At 59.6% G+C, this 19,567-nt stretch carries 17 protein-coding genes; 10 read left to right on the forward strand and 7 right to left on the reverse strand.

What is annotated here, in order from left to right; translation table 11 throughout:
- Positions 1–178 precede the first annotated feature (178 nt).
- A complete protein-coding gene (gene gyrA / locus ACR3EQ_RS05650; protein ID WP_170610832.1) occupies positions 179–2,905 on the forward strand; it encodes a DNA gyrase subunit A in 2,727 nt (908 codons plus the stop codon).
- Positions 2,906–2,991: 86 nt separating this feature from the next.
- Positions 2,992–3,801: a M90 family metallopeptidase gene (locus ACR3EQ_RS05655; protein ID WP_170610829.1), complete on the forward strand. Its 810-nt coding sequence runs from the start codon at positions 2,992–2,994 to the stop codon at positions 3,799–3,801.
- Between the two features lie 40 nt (positions 3,802–3,841).
- Here ACR3EQ_RS05655 and ACR3EQ_RS05660 read toward each other — a convergent pair whose 3' ends face one another.
- The 3 genes from ACR3EQ_RS05660 to ACR3EQ_RS05670 are packed head-to-tail and all read right to left on the reverse strand — an operon-like array spanning position 3,842 to position 7,266.
- A complete protein-coding gene (locus ACR3EQ_RS05660) occupies positions 3,842–5,311 on the reverse strand; it encodes a carboxypeptidase M32 (RefSeq protein ID WP_480490049.1) in 1,470 nt (489 codons plus the stop codon).
- A gap of 5 nt (positions 5,312–5,316) precedes the next feature.
- The gene (gene ctaA, locus ACR3EQ_RS05665) at positions 5,317–6,462 is read right to left on the reverse strand and encodes a heme A synthase (RefSeq protein ID WP_170610824.1); all 1,146 of its coding nucleotides are present in this window, start codon (positions 6,460–6,462) and stop codon (positions 5,317–5,319) included.
- 60 nt (positions 6,463–6,522) lie between these two features.
- The gene (locus ACR3EQ_RS05670; protein WP_170610821.1) at positions 6,523–7,266 is read right to left on the reverse strand and encodes an RNA methyltransferase; all 744 of its coding nucleotides are present in this window, start codon (positions 7,264–7,266) and stop codon (positions 6,523–6,525) included.
- Positions 7,267–7,428: 162 nt separating this feature from the next.
- On the opposite strand from ACR3EQ_RS05670, the gene ACR3EQ_RS05675 reads away from it, so the two are divergent.
- A complete protein-coding gene (locus ACR3EQ_RS05675; RefSeq protein ID WP_480490051.1) occupies positions 7,429–8,049 on the forward strand; it encodes a thiamine phosphate synthase in 621 nt (206 codons plus the stop codon).
- Here the strand turns inward: ACR3EQ_RS05675 and ACR3EQ_RS05680 are convergent.
- Positions 8,046–9,185, reverse strand: coding sequence for a HupE/UreJ family protein (locus tag ACR3EQ_RS05680; RefSeq protein WP_170610815.1), 1,140 nt, complete (start codon positions 9,183–9,185; stop codon positions 8,046–8,048). The genes ACR3EQ_RS05675 and ACR3EQ_RS05680 overlap by 4 nt on opposite strands.
- A 161-nt stretch (positions 9,186–9,346) precedes the next feature.
- Here ACR3EQ_RS05680 and ACR3EQ_RS05685 point away from each other — a divergent pair, with 161 nt between their 5' ends.
- From ACR3EQ_RS05685 to ACR3EQ_RS05695, 3 genes are all read left to right on the forward strand, one after another.
- Positions 9,347–10,240 (forward strand): PfkB family carbohydrate kinase, encoded by an 894-nt coding sequence (locus tag ACR3EQ_RS05685; RefSeq protein ID WP_170610812.1) that lies wholly within the window; start codon positions 9,347–9,349, stop codon positions 10,238–10,240.
- Complete coding sequence (locus ACR3EQ_RS05690; protein WP_170610810.1) at positions 10,237–11,151, forward strand: pseudouridine-5'-phosphate glycosidase; 915 nt, start codon at positions 10,237–10,239, stop codon at positions 11,149–11,151. The genes ACR3EQ_RS05685 and ACR3EQ_RS05690 overlap by 4 nt, the downstream gene beginning before the upstream one ends.
- A gap of 66 nt (positions 11,152–11,217) precedes the next feature.
- Positions 11,218–11,895, forward strand: coding sequence for a DUF502 domain-containing protein (locus ACR3EQ_RS05695; RefSeq protein ID WP_170610807.1), 678 nt, complete (start codon positions 11,218–11,220; stop codon positions 11,893–11,895).
- On the opposite strand, the gene ACR3EQ_RS05700 is transcribed toward ACR3EQ_RS05695, so the two are convergent.
- Entirely contained in the window at positions 11,896–12,921 is a 1,026-nt protein-coding gene (locus ACR3EQ_RS05700; RefSeq protein WP_480490053.1) for a patatin-like phospholipase family protein, read from the reverse strand. It abuts the gene before it with no gap.
- Between the two features lie 64 nt (positions 12,922–12,985).
- On the reverse strand, positions 12,986–13,759 hold the full coding sequence (locus tag ACR3EQ_RS05705) for a 3-hydroxybutyrate dehydrogenase (RefSeq protein ID WP_170610802.1): 774 nt from the start codon (positions 13,757–13,759) through the stop codon (positions 12,986–12,988).
- Between the two features lie 301 nt (positions 13,760–14,060).
- Between ACR3EQ_RS05705 and ACR3EQ_RS05710 the strand changes: the two genes are divergently transcribed.
- Together ACR3EQ_RS05710 and ACR3EQ_RS05715 are read left to right on the forward strand one after the other, a co-directional pair.
- Positions 14,061–15,875: an extracellular solute-binding protein gene (locus ACR3EQ_RS05710; RefSeq protein WP_170610799.1), complete on the forward strand. Its 1,815-nt coding sequence runs from the start codon at positions 14,061–14,063 to the stop codon at positions 15,873–15,875.
- Between the two features lie 556 nt (positions 15,876–16,431).
- A complete protein-coding gene (locus tag ACR3EQ_RS05715) occupies positions 16,432–16,671 on the forward strand; it encodes a hypothetical protein (RefSeq protein ID WP_480490055.1) in 240 nt (79 codons plus the stop codon).
- On the opposite strand, the gene ACR3EQ_RS05720 is transcribed toward ACR3EQ_RS05715, so the two are convergent.
- Positions 16,660–17,283, reverse strand: coding sequence for an XRE family transcriptional regulator (locus ACR3EQ_RS05720; RefSeq protein WP_170610796.1), 624 nt, complete (start codon positions 17,281–17,283; stop codon positions 16,660–16,662). The genes ACR3EQ_RS05715 and ACR3EQ_RS05720 overlap by 12 nt on opposite strands.
- Positions 17,284–17,347: 64 nt before the next feature.
- Here ACR3EQ_RS05720 and ACR3EQ_RS05725 point away from each other — a divergent pair, with 64 nt between their 5' ends.
- Both ACR3EQ_RS05725 and ACR3EQ_RS05730 read left to right on the forward strand, forming a co-directional pair.
- Entirely contained in the window at positions 17,348–18,865 is a 1,518-nt protein-coding gene (locus tag ACR3EQ_RS05725) for a class I adenylate-forming enzyme family protein (protein ID WP_170610793.1), read from the forward strand.
- On the forward strand, positions 18,862–19,521 hold the full coding sequence (locus tag ACR3EQ_RS05730; protein ID WP_170610790.1) for a DsbA family oxidoreductase: 660 nt from the start codon (positions 18,862–18,864) through the stop codon (positions 19,519–19,521). The genes ACR3EQ_RS05725 and ACR3EQ_RS05730 overlap by 4 nt, the downstream gene beginning before the upstream one ends.
- Positions 19,522–19,567 lie beyond the last annotated feature (46 nt).

Raw genomic sequence — 19,567 nt, forward strand, 5'->3', positions numbered from 1 at the left:
CTGTCAAGGTCTCTTCAGCATAGCATGCAAACCACCTAATCCTTACTTAACAATATGTTACTCTGATGTTACCGAGGTTATTCTTGCGCGATTACGCAGGTTGCTTGCACCTTATGTGCCGGGTCTGATAAGGTGCATCCACAAGATATAGACTCCGCACAAAGAACGGGCAGTTTACGTGAGCGATACGCCAGAAACCCCTGAAAACATGGACGAAACCCCACCGGCACGCCCCGCTTATGACGGCCCGACGGTGTCCATCGAATCCGAGATGCGCACGTCGTACCTCGATTATGCGATGTCCGTCATCGTCAGCCGTGCAATCCCCGATCTGCGCGACGGGCTGAAACCGGTCCACCGGCGTATCCTCTATGCGATGCACGAGACGGGGAACACGCACGACAAAGCATACCGCAAGTCCGCGCGTCCTGTTGGCGATGTGATGGGTAAGTACCACCCGCACGGTGACAGCGCGATCTATGACGCGCTGGTGCGGATGGCGCAGGATTTTTCGATGTCGCTGCCGCTTCTGGATGGTCAGGGCAACTTTGGATCGATGGACGGCGACAACCCGGCGGCCATGCGGTACACCGAAGTCCGAATGGACAAACCTGCTGCGTCGCTGCTGGCCGATATCGAAAAAGAGACGGTCGATTTTCAGGACAACTACGACGGCAAGGACAAGGAACCGACTGTCCTGCCCGCGCGCTTCCCGAACATGCTGGTCAACGGTGCCGGCGGTATTGCCGTTGGTATGGCGACCAACATCCCGCCACATAATCTGGGCGAAGTGGTCGATGCCACGCTGGCGCTGATCGACGATCCGGACCTGACCTCCGAGCAACTTATCGAATACGTCCCCGGTCCCGATTTCCCGACCGGCGGCGTGATGCTGGGCCGCTCCGGTGCGCGCAAAGCCTATCTGGAAGGCCGCGGCAGCGTCATCATACGCGCCAAGACCCGCGTCGAGGAGATCCGCAAAGACCGTTACGCCATTGTCGTGGACGAGATTCCCTATCAGGTGAACAAAGCTGCGATGATCGAAAAGATCGCCGAAGCCGTGCGTGAGAAACGCATAGAAGGCGTTGCTCATGTACAGGACGAGTCCGACCGCAACGGTGTACGCGTGGTGGTCGAGCTGAAGCGCGATGCAACGCCCGAAGTGGTTCTGAACCAGCTTTACCGGTTCTCGCCGATGCAAACCTCGTTCGGCTGCAACATGCTGGCGCTGAACGGTGGCCGCCCCGAGCAGTTGACCCTGCGCCGCTTCCTGACCTCGTTCATCGACTTCCGCGAAGATGTTGTCGCCCGCCGCACGGCATACGACCTGCGCAAGGCCCGCGAACGCAGCCATATCCTGTGTGGTCTGGCAGTGGCCGTTTCGAACGTGGACGAGGTGGTCGCCACGATCCGCTCATCCGCCGACGCCGCCGAGGCGCGCGAGAAGCTGATGACCCGCCGCTGGCCCGCTGCCGAAATCGAGGGTTATCTGCGCCTGATCGATGACCCTCTGTCCAGAATGAACGACGACGGCACCTATAACCTGACCGAAGTTCAGGCCCGTGCCATCCTCGAACTGCGCTTGCAGCGTCTGACTCAACTGGGCGTCAAAGAGGTCACGGACGAGCTGGAGCAACTGGCCGCCAAGATCAAGGAATACCTGGATATTCTGTCCTCGCGCGAGCGCATCATGGGCATCATCGGCGATGAGTTGCGCGAAGTGCGTGACCAGTTCGCCGTTCCACGCCGCACCGAGATTGTCGACTGGTCCGGCGACATGGAAGACGAAGACCTGATCGAGCGTGAAGACATGGTCGTGACCGTCACTTCGGGCGGGTACATCAAACGCACGCCGCTGGCCGATTTTCGCGCCCAGAAACGCGGCGGCAAGGGTCTGTCGGGTATGCAAACCAAGGAAGAGGACGTGGTCACCACCCTCTTTGTGGCCAACACCCATACGCAATTGCTGTTCTTCACCACCGAAGGGATGGTCTACAAGCTCAAGACCTGGCGTTTGCCGCAGTCCGGGCGCACCGGCAAGGGCAAGGCTATCGTTAACATCCTGCCGATCCCGACCGGCGTTTCCATCGCGGCTATCATGCCCGTGGATGTACCGGATGATGAATGGGAAAACCTGCAGATCGTATTCGCCACCAGCGCCGGAGATGTACGCCGCAATGCGCTGAGCGATTTCACCAACGTCAAGCGCAATGGCAAGATTGCGATGGACCTGCCGGAAAGCGTGGAACTGGTGAATGCCCGCATCTGTTCGGAAGATGACGACGTGATGCTGGTCACCAATTCCGGCCGCGCGATCCGGTTCCAGACCACGGCTGTCCGGGTTTTCAAGGGCCGCAAGTCGACGGGTGTACGCGGCATCAAGCTGACCAACGGCGACCGGGTCGTTTCAATGTCGGTCATCCGCCATTTCGAGGCAACCTCGGACGAGCGTGCCGCTTACCTCAAAATGCGTCGCCTGATGGCCGGTGTTACCGATGAGGCCGAGGCCGACGAGGATGAAGGCAACGCCGACAGCGTTCTGCCTCAGGAGCGGTATGCCGAGATGTCGGCGGCCGAAAACCTGATCCTGACCATCACGACAGGCGGTTCGGGCAAGCTGAGCTCCAGCCATGATTACCCGGTTCGCGGGCGCGGTGGCATGGGCGTTGCGGCCATGGACAAAGCCATGCGCGGTGGCGAACTGGTGGCTTCGTTCCCGGTTGAAATCGACGATCAGATCATGCTGGCCACCTCCAAGGGCCAGTCGATCCGGGTGCCGGTCGATGGCATTTCCTTCCGCTCGCGTTCGGCAGGCGGCGTGAAGGTGTTCAACACCGGGAAAGGCGAAGAAGTCGTCAGCGTTGCCTGGATTGCCGATCAGGGCGACGAAGAGACTGAAGAGTAAATTCTGCCGGACCGCGCAGTCATTCTCTGTGCGGCCCGGCAGCAAAAAGCGTTTCTGTCTCGGTATCTTCCGACTAGAGTGACGCCATGTTCATCCTGATCGCCTGCCTGCTGCTTGTCACCGGTTTCCTCGGCTATCGCTACTGGTCCAAAAGGCAAACGCGGAACTCTCTGCTGTCGTCTCCTTTGTCCGATCACGAGCGTGCCGTGATCGCCGATCAGGTTCCCATGATCAGACGGCTCCCGGCCCGGTTTCGGACCACGCTGGAGGGCAAGGTCAACCTGTTTCTTGATCAGGTCGAGTTTTATGGCTGTGACGGGCTGGACGTGACCGAGGAAATGCAGCTTTCGATCGCGACGCAGGCCTGTCTGCTCGTGGTGAACAGTGATCTTTGGTATGACAATCTGACCACGATCCTGATTTATCCCAGCGCTTTCAAATCCCGTCAGAGCCGACGCAGCGGTTACGTCGTGACCGAAAAAGAAATCGTCCGCACCGGTGAAAGCTGGGACCGGGGGCCGGTTATCCTGTCCTGGGCGCATAGCCGTCAGGGCGCGATGGATGACCGTGACGGGCAGAATGTCGTATTGCACGAATTCGCCCACCAGATCGACGACCTGTCAGGCGGCACAAACGGCGTACCAGTCCTGAGCGAAGGTCAGAGCTTTGCCGAGTGGGAAAGCGTTTTCCTTACCGCTTTTGACGCCCATGTTCACGCGGTCGAGACCGGGCGTCACACCGTTATCGACCCTTATGGCGCCACGGGGCACGAAGAATTCTTCGCAGTTTCAGTCGAGGTGTTTTTCGAACGGCCCCAAGCTCTGAAACACGAGGTGCCGGATGTATACGAACAGTTGTCCAAACTGTTCCGTCTGGACCCGGTGACGTGGGGTTGAACTGCGGCCAGGCTGCGAAACCCCGGGCGCAGTTCTTTCATCACAATCCGTAAATCGATCCGAACTTTTCTTCCAGATAGGTCAACAGCGGCTCAGCGCCCGGCTCCAAACCACTGGCGCGGGCGATGATTTCCCGCGGCGCATACAGCCCGCCATGCCGCTGCACATTCTCGCGCAGCCATCCTGTAGCTCCTGAAGTGTCGCCCTTGGCAAGCTGCGCATCCAACCCCGGAACTGCGGCGCGTAAGGCCTGATTCAGACACCCGGCATAAACATTGCCCAGTGAATAGGTCGGGAAGTACCCAAACAGTCCGATCGACCAGTGCACGTCCTGCAAACATCCGTTCGAGGGCTTGTCGACCGCGTAACCGAAATCGGCCTTGAACCGGTCGTTCCAGGCAGCCTCCAAGTCACTCACCTGCAGATCACCTGCCATCAGCGCACGTTCCAGATCAAAGCGCAGCATGATGTGCAGATTGTACTGCACCTCATCCGCTTCGGTCCGGATGTACCCGTTGTGGACGCGGTTGACGGTTGCATAAAACGCCTCCGCATCGGGGATTCCAAAACCGCCGAAAACCTCGACCATCTGACCGAACAACCAGCCCGTGAAGGCGCGCGAGCGGCCCAGCTGGTTCTCGTATATCCGGCTTTGGCTCTCATGCACGCCCATGGACACACCGCTGCCCAGCGGGGTCAGCAGATAGGCACTGTCAATGCCCTGTTCATACGCGGCGTGGCCAACCTCGTGAATCGTTGAGTAGAAACAATTGAACGGGTCGGTCTCGCTGGTCCGCGTGGTAATCCGCACATCCAGACCAGAGCCCGAGCTGAACGGATGCACGGCCTTGTCCACGCGTCCGTTGTTCAGGTCATAGCCGAAGGCTACAGCCAGCTGTTGCGACAGTTTCATCTGCGACGCTTCATCAAACCTTCCGCTCAGCGCAGCCGGTTCCGGCCGGTCCAGAACCGCAGCACGCAGGGCAACCAGCCGCGGGCGCATCTCATCAAAGATGGCGGCGATCTGGGCACCCGTCGTATAGGGCTCATAATCCTCGACCATAGCGTCATAAATGTCGCCGCCCTGCGCCAGGGCCTCACCTTCCTGACGTTTCAGCGAGACGACCTCAGCCAGAACCGGAAGAAAGGCCGATACATCTTCATCAGCACGAGCCTGCGCCCATTTCCCCTGCGCCGCAGATGTCACGCGGGCAATTGCCGTCGCCAGATCAGCCGGCACCTTGACCGCCCGTTCATAAGCACGGCGAATTTCGCGCAACTGGGCCTTGCCGATCTCGTCCTGAGGCGCGGCCTGATCCAGCCAATCGGCCACCCGCGGGTCAGACCGACGGGCATGCAGAACCGCCTCGATCGCCGCCATTTCCTCGGCCCGTTGAGGGGCAGCCCCACGCGGCATGACTGTTTCCTGATCCCAACCCAGACGCCCGGCAATCTGTCCCAGGGCCGAAGTTTCGCGCTGAAAAGCCATCAGGTCATTGAATGCAGTCATGTAAGTCACGCTCCGCGTAGTGAAGTTGCGATGGGATAGGCCGTCAGGAAACGCGCACGCAGGATCAGCGTCCAAACCACAACGGCCATGAACTGATGGAATATGGCGATCTGCCATGGCGCCCCGTAGACCACCGTCAGGATTCCCACGACCACTTGCAGCGACAAGGCCGCAAAGGCCGCATTGAATGCAAATCGGGTCTGGAGATGCGCGCTGGTTCCGCCACGACGCCAAACGACAACCGCAAACGCAAACAGAAGATAACCGGCGCAGCGATGGATGAACTGCACCAGCCCCGGGCTTTCGAAGAAGTTCCGCCAGATCGGTTCCAGCATTGTTGCGTCAGGCGGCAGAAGCTGCCCGCCGATCAACGGCCAGTCGGTATAAGAACGACCGGCGTCGATCCCCGCAACCAAGGCGCCAATGAGTATTTGCAAAAAGGCGAAATGCATCAGGCTGGTTGAGAGAGAAAACAGCTTTGCCTCTTTCGCACGGCGGGCCTGCATCAGGTCGCGCTCCTCCCGGCCCAGCAGAAGGATGTACCAGGCGAGGAACCCTAAGATCACGAAGGCCAGCCCCAGGTGTATTGCCAGCCGATAGCTGGCGACGGCCGTCATCCCTTCGCCCTGGGTCACGCCCGAGGCGACCATCCACCAGCCAACTGCACCCTGAACGCCACCCAATGCGCCGGGGATCAGCAATCGCCCGGTCCAACCGGTCGGTATCTTGCGCGTCACCAAGAAGCCCAGGAACCCGAGCGCCCAGACCAAACCGATCACACGGCCCAGCTGCCGATGACCCCATTCCCACCAGTAGATCGACTTGAAATCATCGAGTTCCATCCACTGGTTCTGAATGCGCCATTGATCGATCTGCTTGTATTTGTCGAACTCGGCCTGCCAGTCGGCCTCGGACATCGGCGGGATGGCTCCGGTAACAGGGCGCCATTCGGTGATCGACAATCCGCTGTCGGTCAGCCGCGTCAGCCCGCCTACGGCGATCATGATCACGACCAGGGCAAACAGGCTCATCAGCCAGACGCGAATGGCCCCGCGCGCACCGCCCCGGCCCCGGTCGATCATCCCCGGCTGCACCGCCTTTTGTTTTTCGGTGTCCGAAACTTCTTCGAAGATGCTGCGCTTGCCGCTCATGCCGTCCTCATGCCTTTGATTTTCACGCAAGCTAGGGCTACCGGAGTGTAAGGTCCAGCCTCAGCCCTTTTCCTTCCAGCGGACCATCTGCCGCATGACACCGTGCAACATCTGCACATCTGCCCGTGTCATGTTCATCCGCGACCAAAGATTGCGCAGGTTCACCTTCATCCCATCGGCCTTCTCTGGCGGATAAAAGAATCCCGCGGTCTCAAGCCGGTCTTCGAAATGTTCGGCCAGTTTCTCAACCTCGATCCCTGTCGCCCAGTCGCCCTTGCCCAGATCGGTGGTCTCGTGCACCACGTCTCCGGTCTGGCGCATCCACTCGTAAGCGGTCAGCAGCACGCACTGCCCGAGGTTCAGCGAGGCGTACTCGGGGTTCACAGGAACCGAAATGATGGCGTTTGCCTTCGCAATATCCTCATTCTCAAGCCCTGCGCGTTCCGGTCCGAACAGAACCGCAACCTTTTGACCGGCTGCAACTTTTTCGGCGGCCAGTTGCATGGCGCGCTCGGGGCTGTAAACCGGTTTGGTCAACCCGCGCTGACGGGCCGTGGTGGCAAAGACAAAGGTGCTGTCCTCAAGCGCTCCGGCCAGGTCGTCGAACAGCTGCGCCTCATCCAGCAGCCGCCCCGCGCCGCTGGACATGGCCACTGCCTTGGGGTTGGGCCAGCCGTCCCGGGGGGCCACGATACGCATCCGATCCAGGCCGAAATTCCACATCGCGCGCGCGGCTGCGCCGATGTTTTCACCCATCTGCGGGCGCACAAGCACGAATGAGGGCTGGGATTTGTCGCTGGGCATGGCTTACTCCGAAAGTTCCGCCCGCTCTAATACCCTGTCACCGACGAGGCAAGCCAATCACCTTGTTCTGCTCTCAAATACCCGCTTGGCAGGCATAAAAGTTTGCTTCCCCCGCTCAATCCGCTAAACCCCGCCAAAGACAGAAATCCGAAGGACGCGCCAATGGACACCCCCGAGCAGCCGCAGATCTACCTGATCACACCGCCGGCCATCGAACTGAGCCGATTCCCTGAAAAACTGGCGCGCGTTCTGGACAGCACAGAAATCGCGTGCATCCGCTTGGCGCTGGCAGGCAACGACGAAGATGCAATCGCACGCGCGGCCGATGCCTGCCGTGAAGTCGCCCATGCGCGGGACGTGGCGCTGGTGATTTCAAACCACGTTCTGCTGGCGCAACGTCTGGGTCTGGACGGGGTGCATCTGGATGACGCCGCCCGTTCCGTGCGGTCCGCCCGTAAGGAACTGGGGGCAGATGCGATCGTCGGCAGCTTTTGCGGTGCTTCCAGCCATGACGGCATGACCGCCGGTGAAGCCGGGGCGGACTATGTCGCCTTCGGGCCGGTTGGAACAGACAAGCTTGGCGACGGCACGCGCGCCGTACAAGATCTGTTTCAGTGGTGGTCCGAGATGATCGAAGTCCCGGTAGTGGCCGAAGGCGGCCTGACGGCTGAACTGATTGGCAGTCTGGCCCCATGCACCGACTTTTTTGGGATCGGCGACGAAATCTGGGCGGGTGATGATCCTGTCGCAGCGCTGACCACTTTGTTGGCGCCACTTTCCTAGAAAGGCAGGAAGGGCCGAACAAAGGTAAATGCCCCGAAGCCGGCAATCACGAGGGATAGCAGAACCGAAATCCGAAGCCTGAGCCGGATCGATCTGCGAGAAACCGCCAGTGCCAATGCAAATACCACGGCAGCGGCCGAGACCGGCACGGTCAACGCGCCCAGACCAAAGCCCAGAACCGCCGGTGCCAGCCGATCCGGCGGTACTCCGATCGTCGTCAAAGCGAAGGCCTGGCTTAAACCGATCAGACCACCCACCAGAGCAACGGTCAGCAAACGCAGAAAGCCCGGTCGCCGGACTGTAACGTTCCACACACCCAGCACCACGGTTGCTGCGGGCATGAGATACGGCAACCATGCTGAGGGCATCGTGACAAGCTGTAGCGTGCCCAATCCCAGACCAATCGATGTGGCCAGCGCGAAAGCAGAAAGCTGCCATAAGGCCGCCGACACCCAAAGGGCGTGCAGCACCAGCAGCAACGCAATCAGGATAACCGGCAGCCCCACTGTCGTGGCATACACGATTCCGTTGGAGAAATAGGCCTTCAAGGTTTGACCCGGGTCCAGACCGGCCCCACCCCGCAGCGGAATCAGAGGGCTTGCCTCGCCCGCCACAAGATACCCGGTATAAGGCGCATCCACCCCCTGCTGCCTGAGGACCATCGGCCCGTGACCTTCCGGCCAGGTCAGCTGCAGGCTGGACGCGCCGGGCGGTAAAGCCCCGGCCAGCAGAACCCGTGAAATCCTTGGCACCTCAGGGTCTCCGGCCACAGGAACGCGGGAACCTTCGTAGGACAGCGTGACGGGTCCACCTGCCAACACGTTCATGGACGGCGACCAGCCTTTAATGAACTGCTTTATGTGCGGCTCAAGTTCCGAAGACGCCAAGCGGCGAAGTCTTCTGTACTCACCTGAAACGGGCGACGGATCCGCCGAAGGGTTAATCCCGGCGACGAATGCCTCGGCATTCATGCTGATTTCCAGAAACAATGTGTCCTGATTGATCCGAAAATCCACCACTGTCGGTTTCGCCGTCTGAGCTGATGCGTTGCCGACTGCAATCCAGAAAACCAAAGGAGCAACAAGAAAAAGAAGTACAGGGCGGGTTTTGCATAACGCTCTGACAATGCGGCTCATTTGCTGCAATCCAACATGAACATGAATACCGACAACATATCCTTCGATTGTTCTGCCGATGACGCGCGATGGCAAGCCAAAACGGCAGGCCGTGGCAGGAATTCCCGTCGGCGTTAACGTTCTGACTTGCACGGATCACGGGGCTGCGGCATGACAACGGCATGACTCAGACCAGTGAAATTTTGTGTATCGGGTCCGTCCTGTGGGACGTGATCGGACGATCCGCCAGCGTCATGCGTCAGGGCTCGGACGTTCCGGGGCGGATTACCCGACTGCCTGGTGGCGTGGCGATGAACATCGCAATGACGCTGGTCCGCTTTGGTATGACCCCAACCCTGTTGACCGCCGTTGGCCGTGATCCCGAAGGTGACGAGCTTGTGCACGCCTGTGCCCGCCTTGGGATGGTGACAGACCATATCTACCGCTCGCAGGATTTGCCGACAGACCGGTACATGGCGGTCGAAGGTGCAAACGGTCTGATTGCCGCAATCGCGGATGCCCACTCTCTCGAAGCCGCCGGGGCCAAGATCCTCCGGCCACTGATGCACGGGCCATTGGGGTACGTGAATACGCCGTTTGAAGGTCCGGTTGCGCTGGACGGGAACCTGACGCAAGACCTGCTGGAGGAGATCGCGCAAAGTCCGGCGTTCTCTCGCGCTGACCTGCGCGTTGCCCCGGCCTCACCCGGCAAGGCCGAGCGCCTTCTGCCTTTCCTCAAACACGCCCGCGCGACGCTTTACGTCAACCTCGAAGAGGCCGGTCTGCTGTGTCAGCGCGAGTTCGAGGATTCCGAAAGCGCTGCCCAGGGCCTGGTGGATCGGGGCGCGCTACGGGTTTTGGTAACGGATGGCGGCAACTCGGCCACTGTCGGCTCGGCCGATGGAATCCAGACCCAGAAACCCCCATCCGTTTTGGTTACGCGCGTGACCGGCGCGGGTGATACTTTCATGGCGGCCCATATTGCCGCTGAAGCAAATGGCGCAGATAGCGACGCGGCCCTGACCCGCGCTCTGCACGCCGCCGCAACATATGTTTCCGGAGAAACCCCACTGTGATCGACATCCAATACTCAGCCGAGGTCCGCGCCGCCAAAGACGCAGGCCAGCCCATCGTTGCACTTGAAAGCACAATCATCACCCACGGAATGCCCTACCCGCAGAACATCGAGGTCGCCGCGCAGGTCGAGCAAGATATTCGCGACGCAGGGGCGGTTCCGGCCACCATGGCTGTGATCAGGGGCAAACTGCATGTTGGGCTGGAACCTGAGCAGTTACAGGATCTGGGCAAGGCGCAGGGTGTCGCCAAAATCTCGCGCGCCGACATGGCCGCCTGTATCTCCACAGGCGGCACCGGTGCGACAACCGTTGCCGCAACCATGATCGCCGCTCATTACGCGGGGATCGAGGTTTTTGCCACCGGCGGCATCGGCGGCGTGCATCAGGGGGCCGAAACCTCGTTCGATATTTCCGCTGACCTGCATGAGCTTGCCCAGACGCCGGTGACGGTCGTGGCCGCGGGCGCCAAGGCCATTCTGGATCTGGCCAAAACGCTCGAGGTTCTGGAAACACTGGGCGTTCCGGTGATTGCCCATGGTCAGGATGAATTCCCGGCCTTCTGGTCAGCCAAATCACCCTATGCCGCGCCTTTGCGCATGGACAGCCCGGAAGAGATCGCAAGGGCCCACTCAACCCGCCGCGCCCTCGGCCTACCCGGGGGACAACTTGTTGCAAACCCGATCCCCGAGACCGACCAGATTCCGGCCGATGAACTGGCACCGATCATCGCATCAGCCCAATCCGACGCCGAGACACACCGGATCACGGGAAAAGGCGTCACCCCTTATCTTCTGCAGCGTATATTCGAGCAGACCAAGGGCCGATCCCTGACGGCCAATATCGCGCTTGTTCGCAACAACGCCCGCCTTGCCGCCGGCATCGCAAAGGCTTTGACCCGCAACACCGCCTGACACCGTCCCTATTGCACCATCACGCCAGACTGCTTAATTGCAGTCTGCAAACCGCTCGGAACTAAGATGAATACACCGTTTGACGAAGAACCGCATCGCCGCCCCGGCCTGTTTGCAGGCCTGCGGGCGTCGTTTCTGACGGGGATTGTCGTCATTGCGCCGGTCTGGCTTACAATCTGGTTGATCTGGTCCGTGGTGGGCTGGATCGACAGTGCGGTCCTGCCGCTGGTGCCGCAAAGGTTTCAGCCGCAGGAATATGTCGGCATCAACCTGCGCGGCGTCGGGGTCATCATCTTCCTGATCTTCACGGTGATCGTGGGCTGGGTGGCCAAGGGCATACTGGGACGTTCGCTGATCCTTTTTGCAGAACGCGTTGTTGATCGGATGCCTGTCGTCCGCTCGGTCTATTCCGGGATCAAACAAATTTCCGAAACGGTTTTTGCCCAAACAGACCGCTCGTTCGAAAAGGCTTGCCTTATCCAGTATCCGCGCCGTGGTATCTGGGCCATCGGCTTCGTGTCCACCACCGCCAAAGGCGAGGTCAGCCGTCTTGCAGAAACCGGCGGCGAACTGCTCAGCGTGTTTGTTCCGACGACCCCGAACCCCACATCCGGGTTTCTGCTGTTTTTTCCGGCCGAAGACGTCATCTTGCTGGACATGACGATCGAGGATGCCGCGAAACTGGTGATCTCGGCTGGTCTTGTCTATCCAAACGAAAAAGACCCGACCCGCCCGCCAGAGTGATCAGCCAAACATCGCACGCAGATCTACTGTGCTACGCGCACCCAGATCGGTTTTGTGGGCTGACAGAAAGCCGTCCGCGGCTGCCCGGCCAGCCTTTTTCAGCTTGTGCAGGATCACCGGGTTGGGAACGGTCTTCGTGGCAACCGACAGACTGTTCATCAACTCATTGTCTGCGATCATGTGAACCAGAATCCGGCTCATCTCACCCGCCTTCAGTTTGCCCTCACGCAACAAGCGCTGCACAAAGTCAATCGCCCTGAGTTCGCGAAACAGGGACGAATTGAAGCTGATCTCGTTGATCCGGTTCTGAATCTGCTGTGGTGTCTTCGGAACCTCGTCCCGCTCAAGCGGGTTGATGTTCACGATGACAACATCATCCGGCAACTCGTCATTGAACAAAGGAAACAGCGCAGGATTTCCCGTAAAACCTCCGTCCCAATAGGCCTCGGTTCGCCCCGTTTTCGGATCGAATATCTCTACGGCCTTGAACAGCGTCGGCAGGCAGGCCGAGGCGAGTATGGCATCGGTCGATACATCCTCGCCAGTGAACACCCGGATCTTGCCGCTGCGCACGCAGGTCGCACAGACAAACAGCTGCGGGCCTTCAGTCGCGCAAATCTCGTCGAAGTCAAAACGGTCGATAACAGGCTTTAGCGGGTTCTGGTAAAACGGACCGTAGGCATAAGGCGAAACCATGCGCGACCACGCGTCGCCAAACGAATAGGGAAGCGAATACTCCATGGCCTGCGCGATCTGGGCAGGCTCAAGCGCCTGCATCCAGTTGGCAATCCGCATGTCGCCAACCGCCCCCATGCGCTCCCATAATCCGTTCAGACACTCGCGCGCGCCTTCGCGCCCGGCCCGCACCATCCCGGACTTGAAAGCCGCCCCGTTTAACGCCCCTGCGGATGTGCCGGTAATCGCGGCAACCTCAATATCCTCTTCATCCAGCAACCGGTCCAGTACACCCCAGGTAAAGGCGCCATGTGCGCCGCCGCCCTGCAAAGCCAGATTGATCCGTTTCAAAAGCCCGCCCCTTCATCTTTTCCGAAATACTCCGGGGGTATGGGGGCCGCGCCCCCATGAAACACTACAGGGCAGTCCAACCGCCATCGACGGAAATCGTCGTCCCGGTAATCTGCGCCGCCGCATCCGAGCACAAAAACAAAGCCGTCCCGCCAAGTTGCTCGACCGTGGCAAACTCTTTCGAGGGCTGGCGTTCCAGCATCACGTTCTTGATCACGTCCTCGCGGCTCATGTTGTATTCTTTCATCGTGTCGGGGATTTGCGCCTCGACCAGCGGTGTCAGAACATAGCCCGGGCAAATGGCGTTGCAGGTGATCGGCTCCTGCGCCGTTTCCAGCGCAACTGTCTTGGTCATGCCGACCACACCATGTTTGGCCGACACATAGGCCGCCTTGTAGGGCGACGCCGTCAGACCATGGGCCGACGCGATATTGACGATGCGCCCCCACCCGGCCTTTCGCATCATTGGCAAAGCTGCCGCCATCGTGTGAAAGGCCGAGTTCATGTTGATCGCGATGATTGCATCCCATTTGTCGACCGGGAACTGGTCGATCGGCGCGACGTGCTGAATGCCCGCATTATTGACAAGAATGTCGCAAGCCCCGGCCTTTTCGATCAGGGCCCGGCAATCATCCCCCTTGGACATGTCGGCCTGGATATATCGCGCGTTGGTTCCGGTCTCGTTCGAGATTTCAGCAGCCAGTGCATGGTCCTCATCCCGATCGGTGAACGAATTCAAAACCACATTGGCGCCCGCCCTGGCCAGTTCGCGCGCAACGCCCAGCCCGATCCCCGAATTCGATCCTGTGATAATTGCCGTCTTTCCCGAAACGCTCATCGCCGCTCTCCTGCTGAGTCAGAATTTCCGACACAGTGCCATGCTGCACGTGCAAAGAAAACGGGGAAAGCTGGGGCCAATGCAACTCCTCTGGCACCGGCATCACCATCACAAAAAAACGCCCGCACGAAGCGGGCGTTAAGTTATTGAGGCAGGTTTCATACAGGCAAGAAACCTATCGAGCAGTGCATCCTTTATAAGCAATTCTGCGCCTTCGTCCAAGCTAAAAGTTTGATAATAAGAAAAATCATGGCTACGGTGAATCCCAACAAAATAAGGCCAGAGCAGGATTGTTTCCAAAATGAGCCCCGATTTTTCACCCTCCCTTCGTTCAATGCTGGTGGGAATCACCGGCATTTTTGCGACCACATTCGCCCATGCAGATTCGTCTCATGGCATAGCTATGTATGGTGATCCCGCCCTACCACCGGATTTTGTGTCTCTGCCTTACGTGAACCCGGATGCACCAAAAGGAGGAAAAGTCGTTTTCGGGAATACCGGCGGCTATAACAGTTTGAACCCGTTTGTGCAAAAAGGCACGTCACCCTGGCAACTGAGATTCTGGACCCATGAGAGCCTGATGGGCCGATCCTGGGACGAACCTTTCACTCTTTACGGGTTGTTAGCCGAATCAGTTGAGACGGCCGAGGACCGATCCTGGGTGGAATTCACGCTGCGCGAGAACGCCCGATTCTCGGACGGCAGCCCAGTCACCGTGGACGACGTGATGTGGTCCTATGAAACTCTGGGGACCGAAGGGCATCTCCGGTATCGCGGGTTGTGGTCCAAGATCGACAGCATCGAACAGACCGGTCCACGCTCGGTCAGGATCACATTCAACGAACCTGACCGCGAACTGGCCCTGATTGCGGGCCTGCGCCCGATCCTTCAGAAGGCGCAATGGGACGGCAAGGATTTTGCCGACGCGCAGTTGCACGATGTTCCAATCGGCTCGGGGCCTTATGTCGTCGAGGACTATGAGGCCGGGCGCTTCGTAAACCTGCGCCGTAACCCAGACTACTGGGGCAGCGATGTTCCCTTCCGCCGTGGCACCATGAACCTCGATGAAATGAGGATCGAGTTCTACGGCGATCAGACCGTGTTGTTCGAAGCGTTCAAGGCTGGGGAACTCTCCGCCATTCGGGAATTCAACGCCGACAAGTGGGACACGCAATACAGTTTCCCCGCCGCGCAGCGCGGAGACGTAGTCAAAACGGAAATCCCGCATGGCAAACCGTCGGGCATGACCGGCTTTGTGATGAACACGCGCAAGGCGCCATTCGATGACTGGCGCGTGCGCGAGGCGCTGACGCTGGCGTTCAACTTCGAATTCATCAACGACACCATCACCGGCGGTGCCCAGCCCCGGATCACCTCGTATTTCTCGGGCTCGGACCTGGCGATGCAACCCGGGCCGGCGACAGGCCGGGTCGCCGAATTGCTGCAACCGTTTGCCGATGATCTTCTGCCCGGAACGATTGAAGGCTACAGCCCGCCACAAGGCGATGGCTCGGCGCGCAATCGCGCCAATATCCGAAAGGCCGCGAACCTGCTGTCCGAAGCGGGGTGGACCATTCAGGACGGTGTGCTGCGCAACCAGAATGGCGATGCCTTCACCATGACCGCTTTGCTGCAGCAGGGCGACAGCGATATGGCCACCGCAGTCGAGATCTATTCCCGTGCATTGGAACGACTTGGCATTCAGGTGACAACCGAAACGGTCGATAACGCGCAATACACCGGTCGCATCTCGGAACACGATTTCGATATGACGCCATTCCGAAGGGCCATGTCCCTGTCCCCAGGCAACGAGCAGCGCCTCTATTGGGGCAGCGATGGCGCGAACACGCCCGGAACCCGGAACCTGATGGGTGTCGCTTCACCCGCAGTCGACGCGATGATCGATGCGATGCTGGCTTCGGAAACGCGGCAAGACTTTGTCGCGGCCACCCGCGCGCTTGACCGCACCCTGACCGCTGGCCGGTATGTCATTCCCATCTGGAACTTCGATGTCGGCCGTATCGCGCATGTGAAAGAGCTTAAGTACGCGCCAAACCTGCCCATTTACGGCGATGGCCCTCAATACATGCCCGAGGTCTGGTGGTATCAGGAATAATCTGCAGTGGGTGTACGCCGCTTCGGCCGCATTTGTGCGGCGAAACCCGCTTTACCAACGCCTCACAACGCTCGTCTAACGTGTGCTGCCCCGGTCTTCTCGGATGGCGGCTGTCAGGGAATACTTCGGCGGAAAGTGGCACATGTCAAAACACCGCAGCATATGACTGCTTACGCGACGTTCGCCGCAATATGTTGTTGGACCTTCTAATTTCAGCGAAAATTGCTCCAATGGACACAAGAACCTTTACGGATCGGGTGCCGGGCATGTAACGTGTCATCAAATCGAACCTCAGTGAACCGTGCAAAAGTTGTTGAGTTTCGGTGATATAGTTGCGGGCGGTTCGCCCTGCCCTGGTGGTTCACGGACCGGCCGCCACTCACTCCGAAACGCAGGTCCGTGGCCCGTTGCGGACGTTCCGCAGCGGGCATTTTCCATTCCGGTCACCACATCCCCGGGTGCGACATTTTGTCATGCATGTATATACTCCGCCCCTACGTAACCTGATATCTGGGGGCCGGGCAGTCCTGTAGCATAAGAAACGGAAAGCTCGCTGATGATTATGAAATGGACAGAACTGACGCAGGACTGGAACGGATCCTTGGCGCGCGCTAAGCGGCGCTTTCCGAATCTGCGTGATCAGGATGTCGCGCATTTCCGGCAAGACAGAAAACAGTTCGAGGCTTACCTGGCGGAACGGCACCACCTGACCGTGAACGAAGCCCGGGAAGAACTGGAGGATTTCCTGTTCACCGAAAGCCTGAATCGCGAATTCGATCAGACGTTACGCAAGTGACGTAACCCACAGGATCAACGCGTCTTCGTCACTGACCGAGACGACGTTGTGACCCATGCTTCCGTCGTAATAGGCGCTGTCGCCGCGGCGCATTTCGACAGGTTCATAATACTCGGTGTAAAGCCGCACAACGCCTGTCAGAACGTACAGGAATTCCTCACCATCATGACGAACCCAGCCATCGAACTCGTCCATCGAGCGGGCGCGTACGCGGGCCCGGTAGGGCAGCATTTGTTTTTTCGTCAGCGTTTCGGCCAGCAACTCATGCTCGTATGTCGTCGTGGCATGGGCCGCACCTTCCCCCATCCGTGTGACGGACATGCGTCCAATGACCTGATCGCGCTGGGGTGGCGTGAACAGTTGAGGCACCGAAATCCCCAGCCCCGTCGCGAGTTTCTTCAGGGCATCATAGGTCGGCGACATCTGACCGTTTTCGATCTTGCTGAGCGTTGAGCGCGCCAGACCGGCCTGGGTCGCCGCCTGTTCCAGCGTCCATTTGCGGGCCTTGCGCAATTCGCGCACGCGCGCGCCCAGATCCAATGGCTCGGGTTCGACATTTTCACCGGCATCGCGGGCTATACGGATCAGGGATTTCGGGTCCTGCGTTCTCATGGCACTTCTATAGGGCCGGGCCGCGCCGCTTGCAACGCGCCTTGCCCCGCGTTAGCCAGACGACATGCTGTCCATATTTGATCAGGGTCTGCCTGCCCCTTGCCCCACCCCGTTTAATCTCGCAGCGCACGTTCTGCGCCACGCAGAGCGGATTCCGGAAAAAACCGCGCTCTCCGTTCTGAATGAAACGGCGACCGAGGACTGGAGCTATCGGCAACTGCTGTCTGCCGTTCTGGGCACCGGCACAGGGTTGTTGCAGGCCGGGTTGAAACCCGGCGACATCGTTCTGATGCGCCTTGGGAATACCGTCGATTTCCCGATTGCCTACTTGGGGGCGATTGCCGTAGGTGTCGTTCCTGTTCCGACGTCATCGCAACTGACGGCGCCTGAAACGGCCCGCATGATTGACGACCTGTCTCCGGCCGCCATCCTGAAGGCACCGGATGTTGCCTGTGCCCCGCACCCCCGGCAGATCGATCTGGCAACGTTGCGTGCCATCCGTGATCTGCCGCCCGCCACCTTTGATCTCGGTAATCCGGATCGGCTGGCTTATGTGGTCTATACCTCGGGGACATCGGGCAAGCCGCGTGCGGTTGCGCATGCGCATCGCGCGATCTGGGCACGGCAAATGATGGTGGACGGGTGGTATGGGCTGCGCCCCGAGGATCGGCTGTGTCATGCCGGTGCGTTCAACTGGACCTACACGCTGGGCACTGGCCTGATGGATCCGTGGACCATCGGTGCGACGGCGCTGATCCCCGAACCGGGAACCGATCCGGCAGCATTGCCCGACTTGTTGCGGCGTCACGGGGCCACAATCTTTGCCGCAGCACCCGGCGTGTACCGAAAGATGGTTCAGCGGACAGACCGGCTCAGCCTGCCCCACCTGCGCCACGGACTGTGCGCAGGCGAAAAACTGTCGCGCCACCTGCACGAACGCTGGACCGAGGTGACGGGAACCGAACTTTACGAAGCCTACGGCATGTCCGAATGCTCGACCTTCATTTCCTCCAGCCCTGAAAACCCGGCCCGGGGCGAGGCATTGGGCCAGCCGCAACCCGGTCGCAAGATCGCCATCCTGGGACCCGATGGCCCTGTTCCGCAGGGACAGGAAGGCACAATCGCGATCCACCGTTCCGACCCCGGCCTTATGCTGACCTATCTGAACGCCCCGGATGAGGCTCAGGCCCGCATGCAGGGGGACTGGTTTCTGACCGGAGATCAGGGCGCCATGGCGGTCGACGGGCAAATCACCTACCTGGGTCGCGACGATGATATGATGAATGCGGGCGGTTATCGGGTTTCACCGGTCGAGGTCGAGGCCGTCTTGTCAAAATACCCCGGGATCACACAGGTCGGTGCCGCGGCGGTCGAGGTCAAGCAGGACACATTTGTGATAGCTGCCTTTTACACCGGCCCCGAAACTCTGGACGAGACGGCCTTGCATGCCTATGTCCAGGACAACCTTGCGCGATACAAACAGCCCCGCGCTTTCGTACATCTGCCGGCGCTTCCCGCAGGCGGCAATGGGAAACTCCTGCGCCGCGCGTTGCCGGCCTATTTCAAGGCACCGAACTCATGACCCAATCCGTCAAGCTTGATATTCTGTCCGATCCGATCTGCCCGTGGTGCTATATTGGCAAAACCCATCTGGACAAAGCGCTGGCCGCCATACCGGACCATCCTTTCGTGATCGAATGGCATCCGTTTCAACTGAACCCCGACATGCCGGACGCGGGCATGGACCGCCGAGAATACCTTGAGCGCAAGTTTGGCGGCAAGGACGGTGCCGTGCAGGCCTATGCGCCCGTGGTCGAACACGCCGAAAATGCTGGCCTGAAAATCGATTTCGAGGGCATGAAACGCACGCCCAACACACTTGATGCGCACCGGCTGATCCATTGGGCCGGGATTGAAGGCAAGCAGGACGCGGTGGTCGACGCCTTGTTCGATGCTTATTTTGTGCAGGCACGCGACATCGGCGACCATGAGGTGCTTGCCGACATCGCCGACAGCCAGGGAATGGACGCGGCTGTCGTCATGAAGCTGCTGAAATCCGACGCGGACCGGGACGATATCCGCAACCGCGATACGCATTCACGGGAAATGGGTGTTGGGTCAGTACCGACCTTCATCGTGGCCAACAAACACGCAGTTCCTGGCGCCCAGCAGCCGGAAATGTGGGAAAAAGTCATCCGCGAAATCATGTCTCAACTTGAGGCTTCCCCTGCAAATTAGCACATAGTCCTGTGCGTTTGCGCCATAGCGCCGCCTGATTTGCCGT

It is taken from the genome of Ruegeria sp. AN11 (assembly GCF_056536005.1).